The sequence below is a fragment of the Streptomyces sp. 63XJN7_1_ISO-PGPR-S23-121 genome (genome assembly GCF_056173025.1).
Genome location: NZ_CM149653.1, coordinates 1959818 through 1973837, shown reverse-complemented (window position 1 = coordinate 1973837; position 14020 = coordinate 1959818). Strand labels below are relative to the sequence as shown.

Annotated in this window: 8 protein-coding genes; 3 read left to right on the top strand and 5 right to left on the bottom strand. The window is 72.7% G+C overall.

Translation table 11 applies throughout. The features are described 5' to 3' along the window. Window positions 1-154: 154 nt before the first annotated feature. Both AC0VYN_RS08895 and AC0VYN_RS08890 read right to left on the bottom strand, forming a co-directional pair. The gene (locus AC0VYN_RS08895; protein ID WP_475535488.1) at window positions 155-2074 is read right to left on the bottom strand and encodes an AfsR/SARP family transcriptional regulator; all 1920 of its coding nucleotides are present in this window, start codon (window positions 2072-2074) and stop codon (window positions 155-157) included. Window positions 2075-2158: 84 nt separating this feature from the next. Next, window positions 2159-3526: a salicylate synthase gene (locus tag AC0VYN_RS08890; protein WP_475535487.1), complete on the bottom strand. Its 1368-nt coding sequence runs from the start codon at window positions 3524-3526 to the stop codon at window positions 2159-2161. 775 nt (window positions 3527-4301) lie between these two features. Between AC0VYN_RS08890 and AC0VYN_RS08885 the strand changes: the two genes are divergently transcribed. The 3 genes from AC0VYN_RS08885 (at window position 4302) to AC0VYN_RS08875 (ending at window position 6958) form a co-directional block, all read left to right on the top strand. Then, a complete protein-coding gene (locus AC0VYN_RS08885) occupies window positions 4302-4991 on the top strand; it encodes a TetR/AcrR family transcriptional regulator (RefSeq protein WP_475535486.1) in 690 nt (229 codons plus the stop codon). Further along, on the top strand, window positions 4988-6160 hold the full coding sequence (locus tag AC0VYN_RS08880) for a saccharopine dehydrogenase NADP-binding domain-containing protein (RefSeq protein WP_475535485.1): 1173 nt from the start codon (window positions 4988-4990) through the stop codon (window positions 6158-6160). The genes AC0VYN_RS08885 and AC0VYN_RS08880 overlap by 4 nt, the downstream gene beginning before the upstream one ends. A gap of 111 nt (window positions 6161-6271) precedes the next feature. Next, the gene (locus AC0VYN_RS08875; protein WP_475535484.1) at window positions 6272-6958 is read left to right on the top strand and encodes a TetR/AcrR family transcriptional regulator; all 687 of its coding nucleotides are present in this window, start codon (window positions 6272-6274) and stop codon (window positions 6956-6958) included. A gap of 62 nt (window positions 6959-7020) precedes the next feature. Here AC0VYN_RS08875 and AC0VYN_RS08870 read toward each other — a convergent pair whose 3' ends face one another. From AC0VYN_RS08870 to AC0VYN_RS08860, 3 genes are read right to left on the bottom strand one after another with little or no spacing between them, the layout of a single operon-like run. Continuing rightward, window positions 7021-8619 (bottom strand): (2,3-dihydroxybenzoyl)adenylate synthase, encoded by a 1599-nt coding sequence (locus tag AC0VYN_RS08870; protein WP_475535483.1) that lies wholly within the window; start codon window positions 8617-8619, stop codon window positions 7021-7023. 59 nt (window positions 8620-8678) lie between these two features. Continuing rightward, the gene (locus tag AC0VYN_RS08865) at window positions 8679-9479 is read right to left on the bottom strand and encodes a thioesterase II family protein (RefSeq protein WP_475535482.1); all 801 of its coding nucleotides are present in this window, start codon (window positions 9477-9479) and stop codon (window positions 8679-8681) included. Then, window positions 9476-14002 carry an amino acid adenylation domain-containing protein gene (locus AC0VYN_RS08860; RefSeq protein ID WP_475535481.1) on the bottom strand — a complete coding sequence of 1509 codons (4527 nt, stop codon included), beginning with the start codon at window positions 14000-14002 and terminating at the stop codon, window positions 9476-9478. The genes AC0VYN_RS08865 and AC0VYN_RS08860 overlap by 4 nt, the downstream gene beginning before the upstream one ends. Between the last annotated feature and the right edge of the window lie 18 nt (window positions 14003-14020).

Genomic DNA, 14020 nt, shown 5'->3' with positions numbered 1-14020 from the left:
CCGTCGGGGACCGGCCCGCCGGCCCCGGGCACGCGTGTGCCCCGGACCCACGGCGGCCGGCGCGCTGCCTCGGACGTGGTGCGCCGCGCGGTGCCGGAACGTCCGCACACCGGACGGGTGCGGACGTTCCGCCGTCGTCCCGGCGGGACGACCGTCAGGCGACCGAGGCGGTCGCCTGCAGCAGACGTGCGACAGCGGCGCTGCGGTGGGTCAGCGGCTCCCGTTCGGCGCACTCGGCCGCGTAGAGCCGCATCAGCTCGTGGAACCGGTACGTGCCCCGGCCGGTCTCGACGAGCAGATGGCGGCGCGCGAGCAGCATCAGCGTCCCGGCCGCCTCCGACCTGGTCGTGCCGGTCAGTTCGGCCGCCGCCGACACGGTGATCGACTCGTCGCTGAGGAGCCCGAGGAGCCGGAACATCCGCGCCGCTTCAACGGGCAGCGCCTGGTACGACGTCTCGAACAGGGCGTGCAGGCTGGTGGAGGCGTCACCTCCGGACGCCAGCCGGTCGAGCCGGCCGTGTTCCTCGGCGAAGTATTCGACCAGTGCCGCAAGGGGCACGTCCGGGTTGGCCGCGAGCGTCTCGGCCATCATGCGCAGTGCCAGGGGCCGCCCGCCGGAGAGCCCCACCAGCCGCCTGGCCACGGTCTCCTGACGTCGCAGCCGGTCCCCGCTGAGACAGCGGAGCAGTGCCAGGGCATCCTGGGTGCCGAGCGGGTCGAGCCGCAGCAGATGCGCACCGTCACGGACGGCGAGGCCGCCCAGGCGCTGCCGGCCGGTGCTGAGCACACAGGAGGAGCCGCCCGGGATCAGCGGCCGCAACTGGTCGGCGCTGAGCACGTCGTCGAGCATGACGAGGACGCGCTTGCCGTATAGCAGACTCCGGTACAGCGTCGCGCGGCTCGCCGCGTCCGCGGGAATGCGGGCGTCGTCCACCCCGAGGCTGCGCAGCACCTGGAGCAGGGCCTCGGAGGCGCTCAGCGAACGGCCCTCCATGCTCGTCCCGCACAGGTCGACGTAGAGCTGCCCGTCCGGGAAGTGTTTCGCCAGCCGGTGGGCCAGTTCGAGCGCGAAGGCGCTCTTGCCCGCTCCGGCCGGGCCGTCGATGACGACGATGGGGGTGGATGCCCCCCACCTGTCGTTCTCGGTGAGCAGCCGTGCCAGCTGCACCAGCTCCTGGGTGCGCCCGACGAACCCCCTTGCCACCGGGGGAAGCTGTGCGGGTCTGGGCGTCTCAGCGAGCACCATACGGGGCGTGGCCGGCTCCGGGGCGGACGCCGGGTCGCTCGCGGTGGCGACGGTGCCCGTGCGGGCGGCCCGGCTCGAGGTGACCGGGCCGCCGGTCAGGATCTGCTGGTGCAGCGTGCGCAGTTCGGCACTGGGGTCGATGCCGAGTTCGTGCCGCAGCAACCGCCGGGTCTCGGCGTAGACCTCCAGGGCGTGTGCCTGACGTCCGCAGCGGTACAGCGCCGTCATCAGCAGGCAGCGCAGTTTCTCACGCAGCGGCTCCTCGGCCACGGCACCGAGCAGCACGGTGACCGCCTCCACGGGGCGATCCGCCGCCAGCATGTCGGCGGCCCACTCCTCGACGGCCGTGAGCCGGAGGTCCTGGAGCCGCGTCCGCTCCATCGCCGCGAACGGTCCGGGAACGCCGGAGTGCGCCTCCCCGTGCCACAGGGACAGTGCGGATTCGGCGGTGTCCAGCGCTTCCTGGAGCCTGCCTTCCGCGCGTGCGCGCCGCGCCTGGGCGTGGCGGCGGGCGAAGAGCGTGGCGTCGACCGCCCCGGGATCGGTCTGCAGGGCGTAGCCGCCGGCGGTCGAGATCAGCAGATCGCCGCTCTCCCGTCTGCTGCGCTCCGGCTCGAGGATCCGGCGGAGCCCCGCCACGTAGGTGTGGACGCCGTTGGCCGCCGTCTGCGGGATGTCTCCGCCCCACACCGCGTCGATGATGTGATCCACACTCACGACGTCGTTCGCCCGGCCGGCGAGCAGCGCGAACACGGCTCGCTGCTTGGGCGGCCCGAGGACGACTTCTCCGCCGTGCCGCCAGGCACGGACCGGTCCGAGCAGTTGCACTTTCAAGGGCTCCCCCGCTATCGGCATTGCCCTGTCGCCTCCTGAGATCGTGGTCACGGTCACCGGACCGTGTCTGCCAGTGATTCAGACGTACAGACGCTCGTCGGGCGCGGTGTCCGGCGCCTGTGCTCCGCGCTCGGTCGCGGGCGCCACCAGACAGTCGGCCACACACCTCAGCTTCTCCCTGGTCTCCTCCAGTTCCCGCTCGGGTTCGGACTGTTCGACGATGCCGGCGCCTGCCTGCAGCCAGGTCTCGCCGTTGCTGCGGAAGACGCTGCGCAGGGCGAGCGCGGCGTCCATGGAGCCGTCCTGGGCCAGCGTCATCACCGTGCCCGCGTAGAGGCCGCGTTCGCGTGGTTCGACGGCCGAGATGGCGTCGTACGCGGAGTGCTTGGGCACGCCCGAGGCGGTGACGGCGGGGAAGACGGCGGCGAAGGCGTCCCAGGGACCGGCCTGCCGCGGCATCCGGCCCACCACCCGGGAGGCCAGGTGCTGCACGGAGCCCCGCTCCTTGATCACCATGTACTCCTGGACGACTACCGTCTCCGGCTTGCAGGGCCCGGCGAGTTCGTCGACCGCGACCTTGACCGAGATGGCGTGCTCGTGGAGTTCCTTCGGGTCCGCGAGGAGGTTCTCGCGCAGCCGCCGGTTCTCGTCCGCGTCGTCGGTCAGGGCCCTGGTGCCGGCCAGCGGCTGGCTGGAGACGGTGCCGTCGGGTTCGACCTCCACGACGGTCTCCGGACTGAAGCCCAGGGCCTGGACGCCTGCCATGTTCAGCAGGTAGGAGCGGGCCGGGGTGTTGGCGCGGCGTCCGGCGAGGTAGCTCGCCGGGAGGTCGATGTCGGAGGTGACGGGCACGATCCGGGAGACCACGGCCTTCTGCAGTCCACCGGCGCGTATGCGTTCCAGGACGGTGGACACGGAGTCGCGGTAGGCGTCAGCGCCGGCCTCGATGTCCACGCGGACCGGTCGGCCCCTGGTGTCCGCCACCGGTTCCAGGCTGGCCAGGGTCTTCTCGGTGAGGCTCAGCTCCCGGGGGTCCAGACCGCGCACGACGGCGTGGTTCCCCGACAGACGCGTCTCCGTACGCGGAACGACGAGATGCAGCAGAACGTCGTTGTCGACCGGGCGGCCGGCGACGGCGTAGGCGAGCTCGAAGGCGCTCCAGCCGTACGCTCGCCAGTCGGCCAGGACCAGGCCGTCGAGGAACTCACGGACCTGGGCCAACGGGTCGCCCCGCCAGGGACGCTCGACGGTGGTGCCGTCCTTCGTACAGCGGACGGTGTCCGGTTTGAGTATGATCTCCGCCGCCACTCCGCCGGCCACCGACCAACCGTCCGCGGCTTCGTAGACGACATACGTGGAGAACAGGCCGGAGGCGGCGAGAGCAGTTGCCGCGACCAATGGCTCGACACTCGTGCGCACGAATCTTGTCCGATACAGGGAAACCACGGTTCATCCTCCTCGGAGGTACTGACCGAAATTGACCACTACAAGGGCGGAAAACACTCGGCCGTTCCCCCGGAGGATAATTACAGGAGAATATCAACCCCGCGTCACGGAAGAGCCCCACAAGACGACACCGTACGCGGCGACCAGCTTTACCAGGCGCAGGCCCGAGCGATATCCGGGCATGCGAATACCTGTGAAGCCTTCCTCCAACAGGATGTAACCCCCCGAAACTAACCGTTCCCCGGGTGGCTTCAATACCCCTGCGACTCCCGTGAAATCCCAAGAGCGGCCGAACCGAGGTGGACTCTACCTATGACCCTTCCTCCCATCAACAGTATTTCATTGCATCGTTGGGTCTTTACCTTGGCTTGACCTGATAATCTTTTTCACGACGCGATTCCTGGCCGAATTCAATTGCCTCCACGACGGCCGATACGAGGCGGCCCGGCGCTTTTGCACGGGGGTCGGCCGGGCCGCCCAGGCCCTGTCCGCCGCACCGCGTGGCGGCGCTCGGCAGAGCCCGTCTCATCCAGGGGCGGTGCCCCCCGCCGCCCGGGCCGGCACCACCGCGGGCCGCCCCGGCCCCTGGTTCCGTCTCGACTCCCTCATGGCACCTCCAGAGTTTTTATACTTGTAAGTCATACGCGTACAATAACTGTAGCCCGGGCTCTCGTCGTTGTCACCCCCGCCCCGAGGAGCCCAGCACAACGCAGTGATCCGGCCGCGGCCGGAACGGTGAGCGGGCAGCTCCACGACTCGAACGGGAGAAACAGGGATGAAGCCCCGGAACGGGCGCAGAGGCGGAGCGCGCCGGTCCGCACCCCTCTCGCAGGAGACGATCGTCAGGGCCGCGCTGCACATCCTCGACAGCGAGGGCCCCCAGAGACTGTCGATGCGACGGCTCGCCAAGGAGCTGTCCATCACTCCGATGGCCCTCTACCACCATGTGCGCGACCGGCACGAGCTGCTGCTCCTGCTGGTCGCCACCCGGTCCCGGGGCCGTGCCCGGCCGGTCCTGCCCGAGGACCCGCGCGAGAGACTTCTCGCGGCCGCCCAGCTGCTCCACGACACCCTCGCCCAGTACCCCCTGCTCAACGAGATCCTGGCCTCTCCCGACCTCTTGGCCGTGTCGGCGCTGTGGGTCATGGAAGCGCTCCTCGACGCGGCCGTCGAGTGCGGTCTCACCCCGGAAGAGGCGGCTCAGGCACATCAGGCCATCTGGCACTTCACGGTCGGCGTCCTCCTGATCCGCACGACCAGCCGCCGGCACCACGCCGAACTGACCCGCCCCCCTCAGCGCGAACAGGTCTTCGCCACCCTGCCCCCCGACGCCTTCCCCCGTCTGACCTCGCTCGCCGACCGCTGGCCCTCGCTCACCGCGCGGGACACCCATCGGAAGGCCCTGGAGGACATCGTCGAGGGACTGCTCGGCGGGCGTCCGACACACCCCGGAGAACACGCATGAGCATCGACACGGCACCCCTGATCGGGATCCTCGGCGGGTACGGGCGCGTCGGCGCGACCGCGGCCCGTTTCCTCGCCGCCCAGGGCGGCTACCGGCTGCGGATCGGCGGGCGCTCCGCCGACCGGGCCTGGCGGTTCGCCCGGACGCTCGGAGACCGCGCGGAGGCCGCAGTGGTCGACACCCACGACAGCCAGAGCATGCTGCACTTCACCCGCGGCTGTGCCACCGTGCTCGACTGCTCCGGTACCGCGTTCTCGCTCCGCGGCCGGGTCCGCGCCGCGGTCCTCGCGGCCGGCGTCCACTACGTCGGCATGACGGACGACGGCGGCTCGCGCACTCCGGCGGGGCCGTGCTCGGCCGTACTCTTCACCGGTCTTTCGGGCACCCTGGCCGGCTGGGTGCCGCGCTGGCTGGCCGACGGGCTCGACTCCGCGACCCGCTTCAGCGGCTGGTGGGGCGGTCTCGGCGCCATCCCGCCCCATACGGCGGTCTCCTGTCTGCTCGGCAAGCGCCGGGCGATCGACCTCCCCAGCGACGAGCATCCGCAGGACTGCGGTACGCGGGCCGGCGAAGGCCCGCGGGACGAGGCGGCCCCTCCCGTGCCCCAGGTGTCCGCGCCGCCGGCGGCACCGCCGGCCCATGCCGTCGCCGTCCGCCGGAGCCTCCCCGAGGAACTCCGGCAACAGGCCTACCTCCTGCGACTCGAGGAAGCCAGCTGGCACGAGGTGCTGAAGGGGCCCGGTGTGCCCGCCTTCCTGGACCGGTTCGCCCTGCGCGGTCCGGCGGCGGGCGACGGCGGGGCGCTCATGGCCGCCGCCCGGGAACTGGCCAGGGCGAGTCTGCGGGACGCCGCCGGGAGCTTCCCCTACCAGGTCCTGTACGGCACACTCGAGGGACTGGCGGCCGACGGCACCCCCGTACGCAGGAGCGCGCTCCTGCACTGCACCGACGTGACCGGACTGGTGGGGGTGATCGCCTCGATCACGGCGCACGAGGTCACGAGGGGCCGGGCCCCGTCCGGCGTCCACGTCATGGCGGCTACGCTGCCCCCCAGGGACACCGCCGACTGGATCGTGCGTCACCTCCCGCAGGCGACGGCGCGGACGACGGAGGTTCCGACCGGCGAGCCGGGCACGACGTCGCCGCCGGCCGCCCGGCACCCCCGTTGAGGCCGCCGGCCGACGGCATGGCCGGGCGACCACGTACGCGGGCCGGGCCGCCACCGCCCCACGACCGACGCCCCGTTCCGCACCCGGCACGAGCAACAGGAAGACACACGGATGACGTCTCAGCCCCGACGCACCGGCCGGACCGGCCGTCCGCCCCGCCTGTCCCAGGAGGCCATCCTCACGGCCGCCCAGCACATCCTGGACGAGGAAGGGCCGGAGAGCCTGTCGATGCGCCGGCTGGCGCAGGAGCTGTCGAGCACGGCGATGGCGCTCTACCACTACGTGCGTGACAAGGACGAGTTGCTGCTCCTGCTGCTCGAACGCCACGCCCAGCGGTTCCCGCGCCCCCCGCTGCCCGCCGATCCGCGTGAACGGCTGCTCGCGGCGAGCCAGGCGCTGCACGACATCCTCGCCGAGTGCCCATGGATCGTGGAGATCCTCGCCTCCGACGACCTGATGGCCGTGTCCGCGCTGTGGATCGTGGAGAACATGATCGACGCCGGCGTCCAGTGCGGACTCGGCCCGGAGGAGGCCGTCTACGCCTACCGCGTCATCTGGTACTACACGGCGGGCGAACTCACCATCCGGGTGAACCGTGAACGGCGCCACGCGGGGCTGGAACGGCCGCCGCACCGGGACAAGGCGTTCGCCGCCCTGGCGCCGGAGGAGTTCCCCCGGCTCGCCTCGCTCGCCGACCGGTGGGACGAGATCACCACCCGGGACACCCACCGCGAGGGTCTGGTGGCCATCGTCGACGGACTGCTGTCGCGGGCGGGCGGGGCCCGGAAGGCGACATGACCGCGGGTCCGGATCGCCGGCCTTGGCACGGCCGGTGATCCGGACCCGCGGCAGCGGTTCCCTCAGGCCTCCAGGCGCGCGCGGAGGGCCCGCTTGTCGACCTTGCCGACGCCGGTCATCGGCAGCCGCTCCAGGACCACCAGCTGGTCCGGCACCTTGAAGGCGGCGACTCCTCGGCCCTTGAACGCGGCCTGCACGTCGCGCAGAGCCGGCGGGTGCGCGCTGTCCTTCGGAACCACGCAGGCGCAGGTCCGCTCCCCCATCAGGGGGTCGGGCAGGGCGAGCACGGCGGCTCCCAGCAGCGGGAAGGCGGCGAGCAGGTGCTCCTCCACCTCCAGCGTCGGTACCTTCTCCCCGCCCCGGTTCACGACGTCGTTGGTCCTGCCGACGACCTCGAAGTAGCCCTCCGCGGTGCGGCGCACCAGGTCGCCCGTGCGGTAGAAGCCCTCCTCGGTGAACCGGGTGAGGTTGCGTCGCCCCGCGCGGTAGTAACCGCGCAGGGTGTAGGGCCCGCGGGTGAACAGCTCGCCCGTCTCCCCCGGTCCGGCCTCGGTCCCGTCCTCCCGGACCACGCGCACCTCGTCGGCCGGGGACAGCGGTCGCCCCTGCGTGTGGACGATCACGTCCTGGGGGTCGTCCAGCCGTGTGTAGTTGAGCAGTCCCTCCGCCATCCCGTACACCTGCTGAAGGGTGCAGCCGAGGGCTTCCGGCACCTGCCGGGCCGTCTCCGGGGCGAGCCGGGCACCGCCCACCTGGACGATCCGCAGCGAGGACAGGCCGTGGTCCGTCCACTCCGCCGCGTCGAGCCACAGCGGCACCAACGGGGGCACCAGCGAGGTGATCGTCACTCCGGCGCGTTCGATGAGCGGGAAACACACGTCAGCAGTGGGCGCCGGGGCGAGCACGGCCGTTCCTCCGGCACGGAGCGTACCCAGGACGCCGGGGCAGCCGAGCGCGAAGTTGTGCTCCACGGGCAGCGCCGCGAGATAGACGCTGTCCGGCCCGACTCCGCACAGCCTCGCTGTCTCCCGCAGCTGGTACGCGTAGTCCGCGTGCGTCCGAGGTATCAGCTTCGGCGGTCCGGAGGTGCCGCCGGACAGGAGGAACAGGGCGACGTCCTCGGGATCCGGCGCGGGCAGGGCGACGGGATCGGCGTCGAGGGAGGACAGAGCGGTGTACTTGCCCGGGTCACCGGATACGAAGACGTGCTCGAGACTCTCCGCGCGGTCGAGCACCTCCCGGGCGACGAGCCGGAAGTCGCAGTCGAGGACGCGTTCCGGGCAGACGTAGGCCACGGCCCCGGACGTCTCGGCGAGGTGGGTGATCTCGGTCGAGCGGTGTGCGGGCAGGGCGTACACCGGCAGGATGCCGGTCCGGAAGAGTGCCAGGCTCAGCACCACGAGGTCCACGTCGTTGGGGAGTTGCACGACGACCCGGTCGCCGGGCACCAGGCCCGCGTGCAACAGACCCGCGGCCATGCGGTCGGCCGCCCGGTCGAGTTCCTCGTGGGTCACGGCGCCGGACGCCGTCACCAGCGCTGTCGCGGACCGCTGTTCCGGTGCGGGCGCGGTCCAGGTACCGAGAACGTCCGTGGTCCAGTACCCCTGCTCCCTGTACGTGCGGGCCACCGATTCGGGCCAGGGCACGCAGCCCTCCAGCATGGGGATCCTCTCTGTCCGTTGATGGAAGTGGTGTGCGGCCGCCGTCGTCCGACGGCGCGTCACGGTGTGGACGGCCAGGCGGTGGCGGTCCCGGGCAGTGCCGCCCGTACCGCCTCGAAGACGCGCGGAAGCACGGTCGCGCGCCGGCCCTCCAGATAGAAGTGGCCGCCCGTGAAGACCTCCACCTCGCAGGGTCCGGCAGTGGCCTCGCCCCAGGCGGCGGCCTCCTCCGCGGTGACCTCCGGGTCGTCGGCGGCGTACAGCACGGTCACCGGGATGGCCAGCTCCTTTCCGGGCGACGGCCGGTAGGTCTCGATGACCCGGTAGTCGCTGCGGATGGCGGGCAGCAGGGCCTCCAGCAGCGCGTCGTCGTCCATGACGTCCCGGGCGGTGCCCCCGAGTCTTCGCAGGTCCGCGAGGAGTTCGGCGTCGGTGGCGCGGTGGAGATCGCCGCCCCGGGACCGCTGCGGGGCGGGTTGGCCGGAGACGACGAGCGCCGCCGGCGGGCGGCCGGTCAGGGCGAGCCTGCGCGCGGCCTCGTAGGCCACGGACGCGCCCATGCTGTGCCCGAAGAGAACGCAGGAGGCGAACTCTTCGTCGGTGAACCCCGTGATCAGTCCGGGGACGAGATCGTCCAGAAGGCTCTCCATGTCGGTGGCGGCCCGCTCGTCGAAGCGGTCGCCGTGACCGGGGTACTGCACCGCGCGCACCTCGACGTCCCAGGGGGCGTCGAGGGACCAGCCGCGGTAAGCGCCCGCGGCGCCACCGGCGTGGGGGAAGCAGACGAGCCGGAAGCGCGCGTGCGCGCGCCGGGAGAAGACCCGTGGCGCGGAGGACGCGCGGTGGTCCGCCGGGATCACAGCTCACCCTCCTCGAACGTCTCGGACGGGCCGCCCGACGCTCCTGCGGGAGCGTCGTCGCCCACATCCTGGTCCAGGCCGCGCCGTGCCCTCAGCTCGTTCACCAGCGCGGCCATTCCCGCCACGGTCGGGGCCCGCAGGACGTCGCGCATCGGCAGCTCCACGCCCAGCCGGCCGCGGACGGCGGCCACCAGACGGGTCGCCGTCACGCTGTCCCCGCCGAGGGCGAGGAAGCCCGCGCCTCGCGCGGTGACGGGCGTGCCGAGCACACCTCCCCAGAGCTCAGCCACGACCTCCTCCACGGGACCTCGTGGGGGGTCGTCGACGCCCTCGGCCAGGACGGTGGCGTGCCTGAGGGCCCGCTCCACCCGTTTCCGGTCCACCTTTCCGTTAACGCTCAACGGCAGTTCGGCGAGCCCGACGAGGGAGCCGGGGATCATGTGGGCCGGGAGCCGGTCGGCGAGCCAGGAACGCAGCGCCGACGGCTCGGCGGCACGCCCGGCGTCGTCCGCGGCCGGGCGCCGGGCGGTAATCAGTGCCACGCCGTCGGGCTCGCGCCTGGCCGGCTCGACGTGGGTGAACCCGGCCCGTTCCAGGGCTGTCAGCCACAGGTGCGCGTCGGCGGCCGGGGACGCGGCGGGCACCGTGGGGACCGCCAGGGGGGAGGCCGTCTCCCTCGCGACGAGGAACACCCGGCTGCCAGGCCTGCCCAGTAGGGCCAGCACCCGCGCCGCGGAGTCCGGATCCCGCTCCCGGCCCAGTGCGTCGTTCGCCACGAGAACGTCGAACGCGGCGAGTCTCGGCTCGGGTACGGCGAAGGTGTCCTGCCGGGCCGTCCGTACCCGGTGCCCGGAACCGGCGAGCCGGGCCTCGGCGGCGGCGATCCGGTCCTCCCGCTCGTCGAGCAGTACGTAGTCGACCGTGCCGGGCTTCAGCCGCTCCAGCAGTGCCGCCGCGCTCCGGCCGCCCGCGCCCGCCCACTCGGCGACGTCGAGCGGCCGGCCGCCCTCGTCGTACAGGGCCTGCACCTCCTGCGCCAGGGCGTCCAGACATGCGCCGACGCCCGGCAGCAGGAGCGCGAGCCCGTCGGGGGACAGAACGGGGTCATCGGCCAGGGCGTCGGTGCCGGCGGTGCCGGCGAGCACCGCCGACAGCAGGGGCATGGCCCCGGCCCAGCCGTCCACGACCTGCTGGAGACGGCTACCGGCGATCCGGTCGCGCAGCGCGCCGGCCCGTGCCCCGTCGCGGACCACGGCCCAGCGGGGGCCGCGGGCCACAGCCCCGGCCGAGCGGGTCAGGACCTGCCGTTCCCGGAGGAATTCCAGCCAGCCGGCGAACAGTCGGCGGCCTGTCTCCGCCACGGGCAGCGCGCTCACCTCGACGGGCCGCTCACCGGGGCCGAGCAGAGGGTTCAGCAGCGCGGCGAGAAGCGTCTCGGTCAGCTCCGCCTCCTGCTCCCGGGCTTCCCGCCCCCGGACGTCGGCACCTCCCGGCGTCCGGGGCCTGCCCGAGGCGGGTGCGGACGCCGGGGCGGGCAGGAAGGCCGCCGTGATCTCCCGCGTACGGTCACCGACGACGACGGCGAGGGCGTGCGAGACCCCGGAGTGGGCCCGCAGCACCGCCTCGATCTCGCCCAGCTCCACCCGGAAGCCATGAATCTTGACCTGGTGGTCGATGCGGCCCAGGAACTCGAGCGTGCCGTCAGGCCAGTAGCGTCCCTGGTCGCCGGTGCGGTACCAGCGACCGTGCGATGTCCGGGGGAAACGTTCCCTCGTCAGCTCGGGGTCGCCTCGGTATCCCCGCGCCACGCCCGTTCCGCCGATCCACAGTTCTCCGGGCACCCAGTCCGGGCAGTCCCGACCGTACGGGTCGACGACCCGGAACCGCTGGTTGGCCAGCGGCCTGCCGTACGGGATGGAGCGCCAGTGCGCGGGCACGGCGGTCACCTCGTGCGCGTTGGACCAGATAGCGGCCTCCGTGGCGCCGCCGAGGGCGACCAGCCGGCACCGGCCGTCCGTCGCGCGGTCCAGCCGCCCGGGCAGGTCGAGGCCGATCCAGTCGCCGGAGAGCAGCGCGAGGCGCAGGGGCGCCGGAAGAGGCGCCCCGTCGGCCGCGGTGAGGAGCATGTCCATCAACGCGGGAACGGAGTTCCACACGGTGACGGCGTGGCGCTCGCAGAGCGCGAGCCAGCGGTGGGCGTCGCGTCGGTCGGCCTCGTCGACCAGCACCAGGGCGCCGCCCTCGGCGAGTGGGCCGAAGACGTCCCACACGGAGAGGTCGAAGTCCAGTGCGGAGACCGCCAGGACACGGTCCGCCGGTCCCAGACCGTACCGCTCGTCGATGTCCTCGACAGTGTTCACCGCGGCACGGTGGCTGACCTCGACGCCCTTGGGCGTGCCGGTGGAACCGGAGGTGAAGACGACGTACGCGGTCTCGTCGACGGACACCTCCACGGGGGCGTCCAGCGGCGCCGCCCGGAGGGCCTCGTCGAGGGGCAGGCGGGGGGCCGCGGCACCCGCCGGGGCCGGCGCCCCGGTGCCGTCCAGGACGAGCACGCAGCGGCTCAGTGCGTGGATGCGGTCCCGGCGCTCGGTGGGCTGGTCGACGCCGACGGGTACGTATGTGCCGCCCGCGGCCAGGACGCCGAGCACCGCCGCGATCTGGTCGGGGCCCTTGGGCGCGGTGACGACGACCGGGCTGCCCGGTCCGACTCCCCGTGCGGCGAGCGCGCCGGCCACGCGCAGCGCGCGGTCCGCCAGTTCGCCGTGAGTGAGCCCGCCGTCCTCTCCCCACAGCAGCGCGAGGGCTTCGGCCCGGTCGGCCGCCCGCTCGAAGAACGCCTGGTGCAGCAGACGACCGCTCTCCCGCCGGGTAGCGGAGTTCACCTCGGTGCGACATCGCAGCTGGGACTCGGGCAGGGGTATGTCCGGCGGGAAGCTCCAGTCGGTGGTCGCCAGGCGCCGCAGAAGGCCGGTGTACGCCGCGAACATGGTGGCGGTCACGCCCTCCGGGAAGAGCGCCTCGACGACGTCCCAGGCCAGCAGCAGACCACCTTCGCGGGTGCCGTACACCTGGTGGTCGAGCCAGACCTGGGGGGTCTGGGAGACCATCCAGGACAGCTCGCCGAAGCGGGCGGCGAAGTCGTCGGGCACCAGCGGGGCGTCGAGGTTGCAGGCGAAGACCACCGGCGCCGTGCGCGGGGTTCCGGTGTCGGTGCGGACGAAGTCGCGCAGCACGTCGACGCCCGTGTACGCGGCGTGGCCGACGTCGTCGTGCAGACGTGTTTGGATCGCGCGGGCCCGGTCGGCGAAGCCGGCGTCCGCGGGCAGGTCGACCTCGAGGAGCAGCAGGCTGGTGAAGTCGGCCACGATGCGCTCGATGTCGGGATGGAGGTCCTGATCGCGGTCGAACAGCGGGATGTTGAGCAGGAACCTCTGCTGTCCGCTCCATCGCGCGAGGACCTCGGAGAAGGCGGTGACCAGTAACACGGCCGGGGTCATGCCGTGTTCGGCGGCCCGACGCTGAAGGGCCCGCCACTCCCCGGGAGTCAGAGTGTGGGCCCGCCGGACGAAACGCGGCACGCCGATCTCGCCGGGGTCCACCGCCAGCGGGAGGGCGGGCCCGCCGGGGAGCTCCGGCAGGCGCCGCTGCCAGTACTCGCGCGCCCGCTCACGTCCGGCCGCCCGGGACGCGGCGGTGTCGGCGAGATACTGCGGGAAGGTGTACCGCGGTTCCGTGGTGCTCGCGGGATCGGCGTAGAGCGCCGCCAGTTCGGAGAGCAGCACTCGGATGCTGTGCACGTCGGCGACCAACAGGTCGGCGTTGACGTGGATGCGCTGCGCCCCGCCGGGGCGGAGGCTCAGCCGGACGTCGAGCACCTCGCCCGCGGCGACGTCGAGCACCCGGTGGGAGAGACGTTCCCGCAGATTCAGCAGCGCGTCTTCGGCGGCCCCGGCCGGGAGCTCCGTGAGGTCGTGGACCGTCAGGCCCGGCCAGGTGACGTTCTCGGCGATCCGCTGTGTTCCGTCGTCCGCGAACGAGGCGCGCAGCATGGGGTGCCGGCGGACGAGAGCGACGACGGCCCGCTCGAGGCGGTCCGCCACCGCGCCCTGGGTGTCGATCTCCAGGTACGCGTGGCACCCGACGCCGCCGAGCGGCCGGTCGGCGCCGCGGCCGATCCAGTAGGCCTGCTGCACGGCGGTCAGCGGGAACGGCGCGCCCTCGTCGACGGGAGCGACCGGGCCGGGCCCCGGCTCCTCCCCGAGCTCCGGTCCGCCCGCCGCCGCCCCGCGCGAGGCGAGCAGTCCGTACCAGGCCCGGAGCCGCGGGTCCTGGGCCATCTCGGTGAAGTCGACGCCCGCGCCGGACCGGTTCATCAAGTTGACCAGGTACATCAACTGGAGGGACTGCAAGCCCAGTCCGAAGAGGTTCGCGTCGTCGTCCTCGGGGCCCAGCTCGGTCCCGAGGAGCGCGGCGACCTCCTTGCGGAGATCCACCGGCTGCCCTGCCGTTCTGCGTGACATCTCTACCCCCGTGTGGCG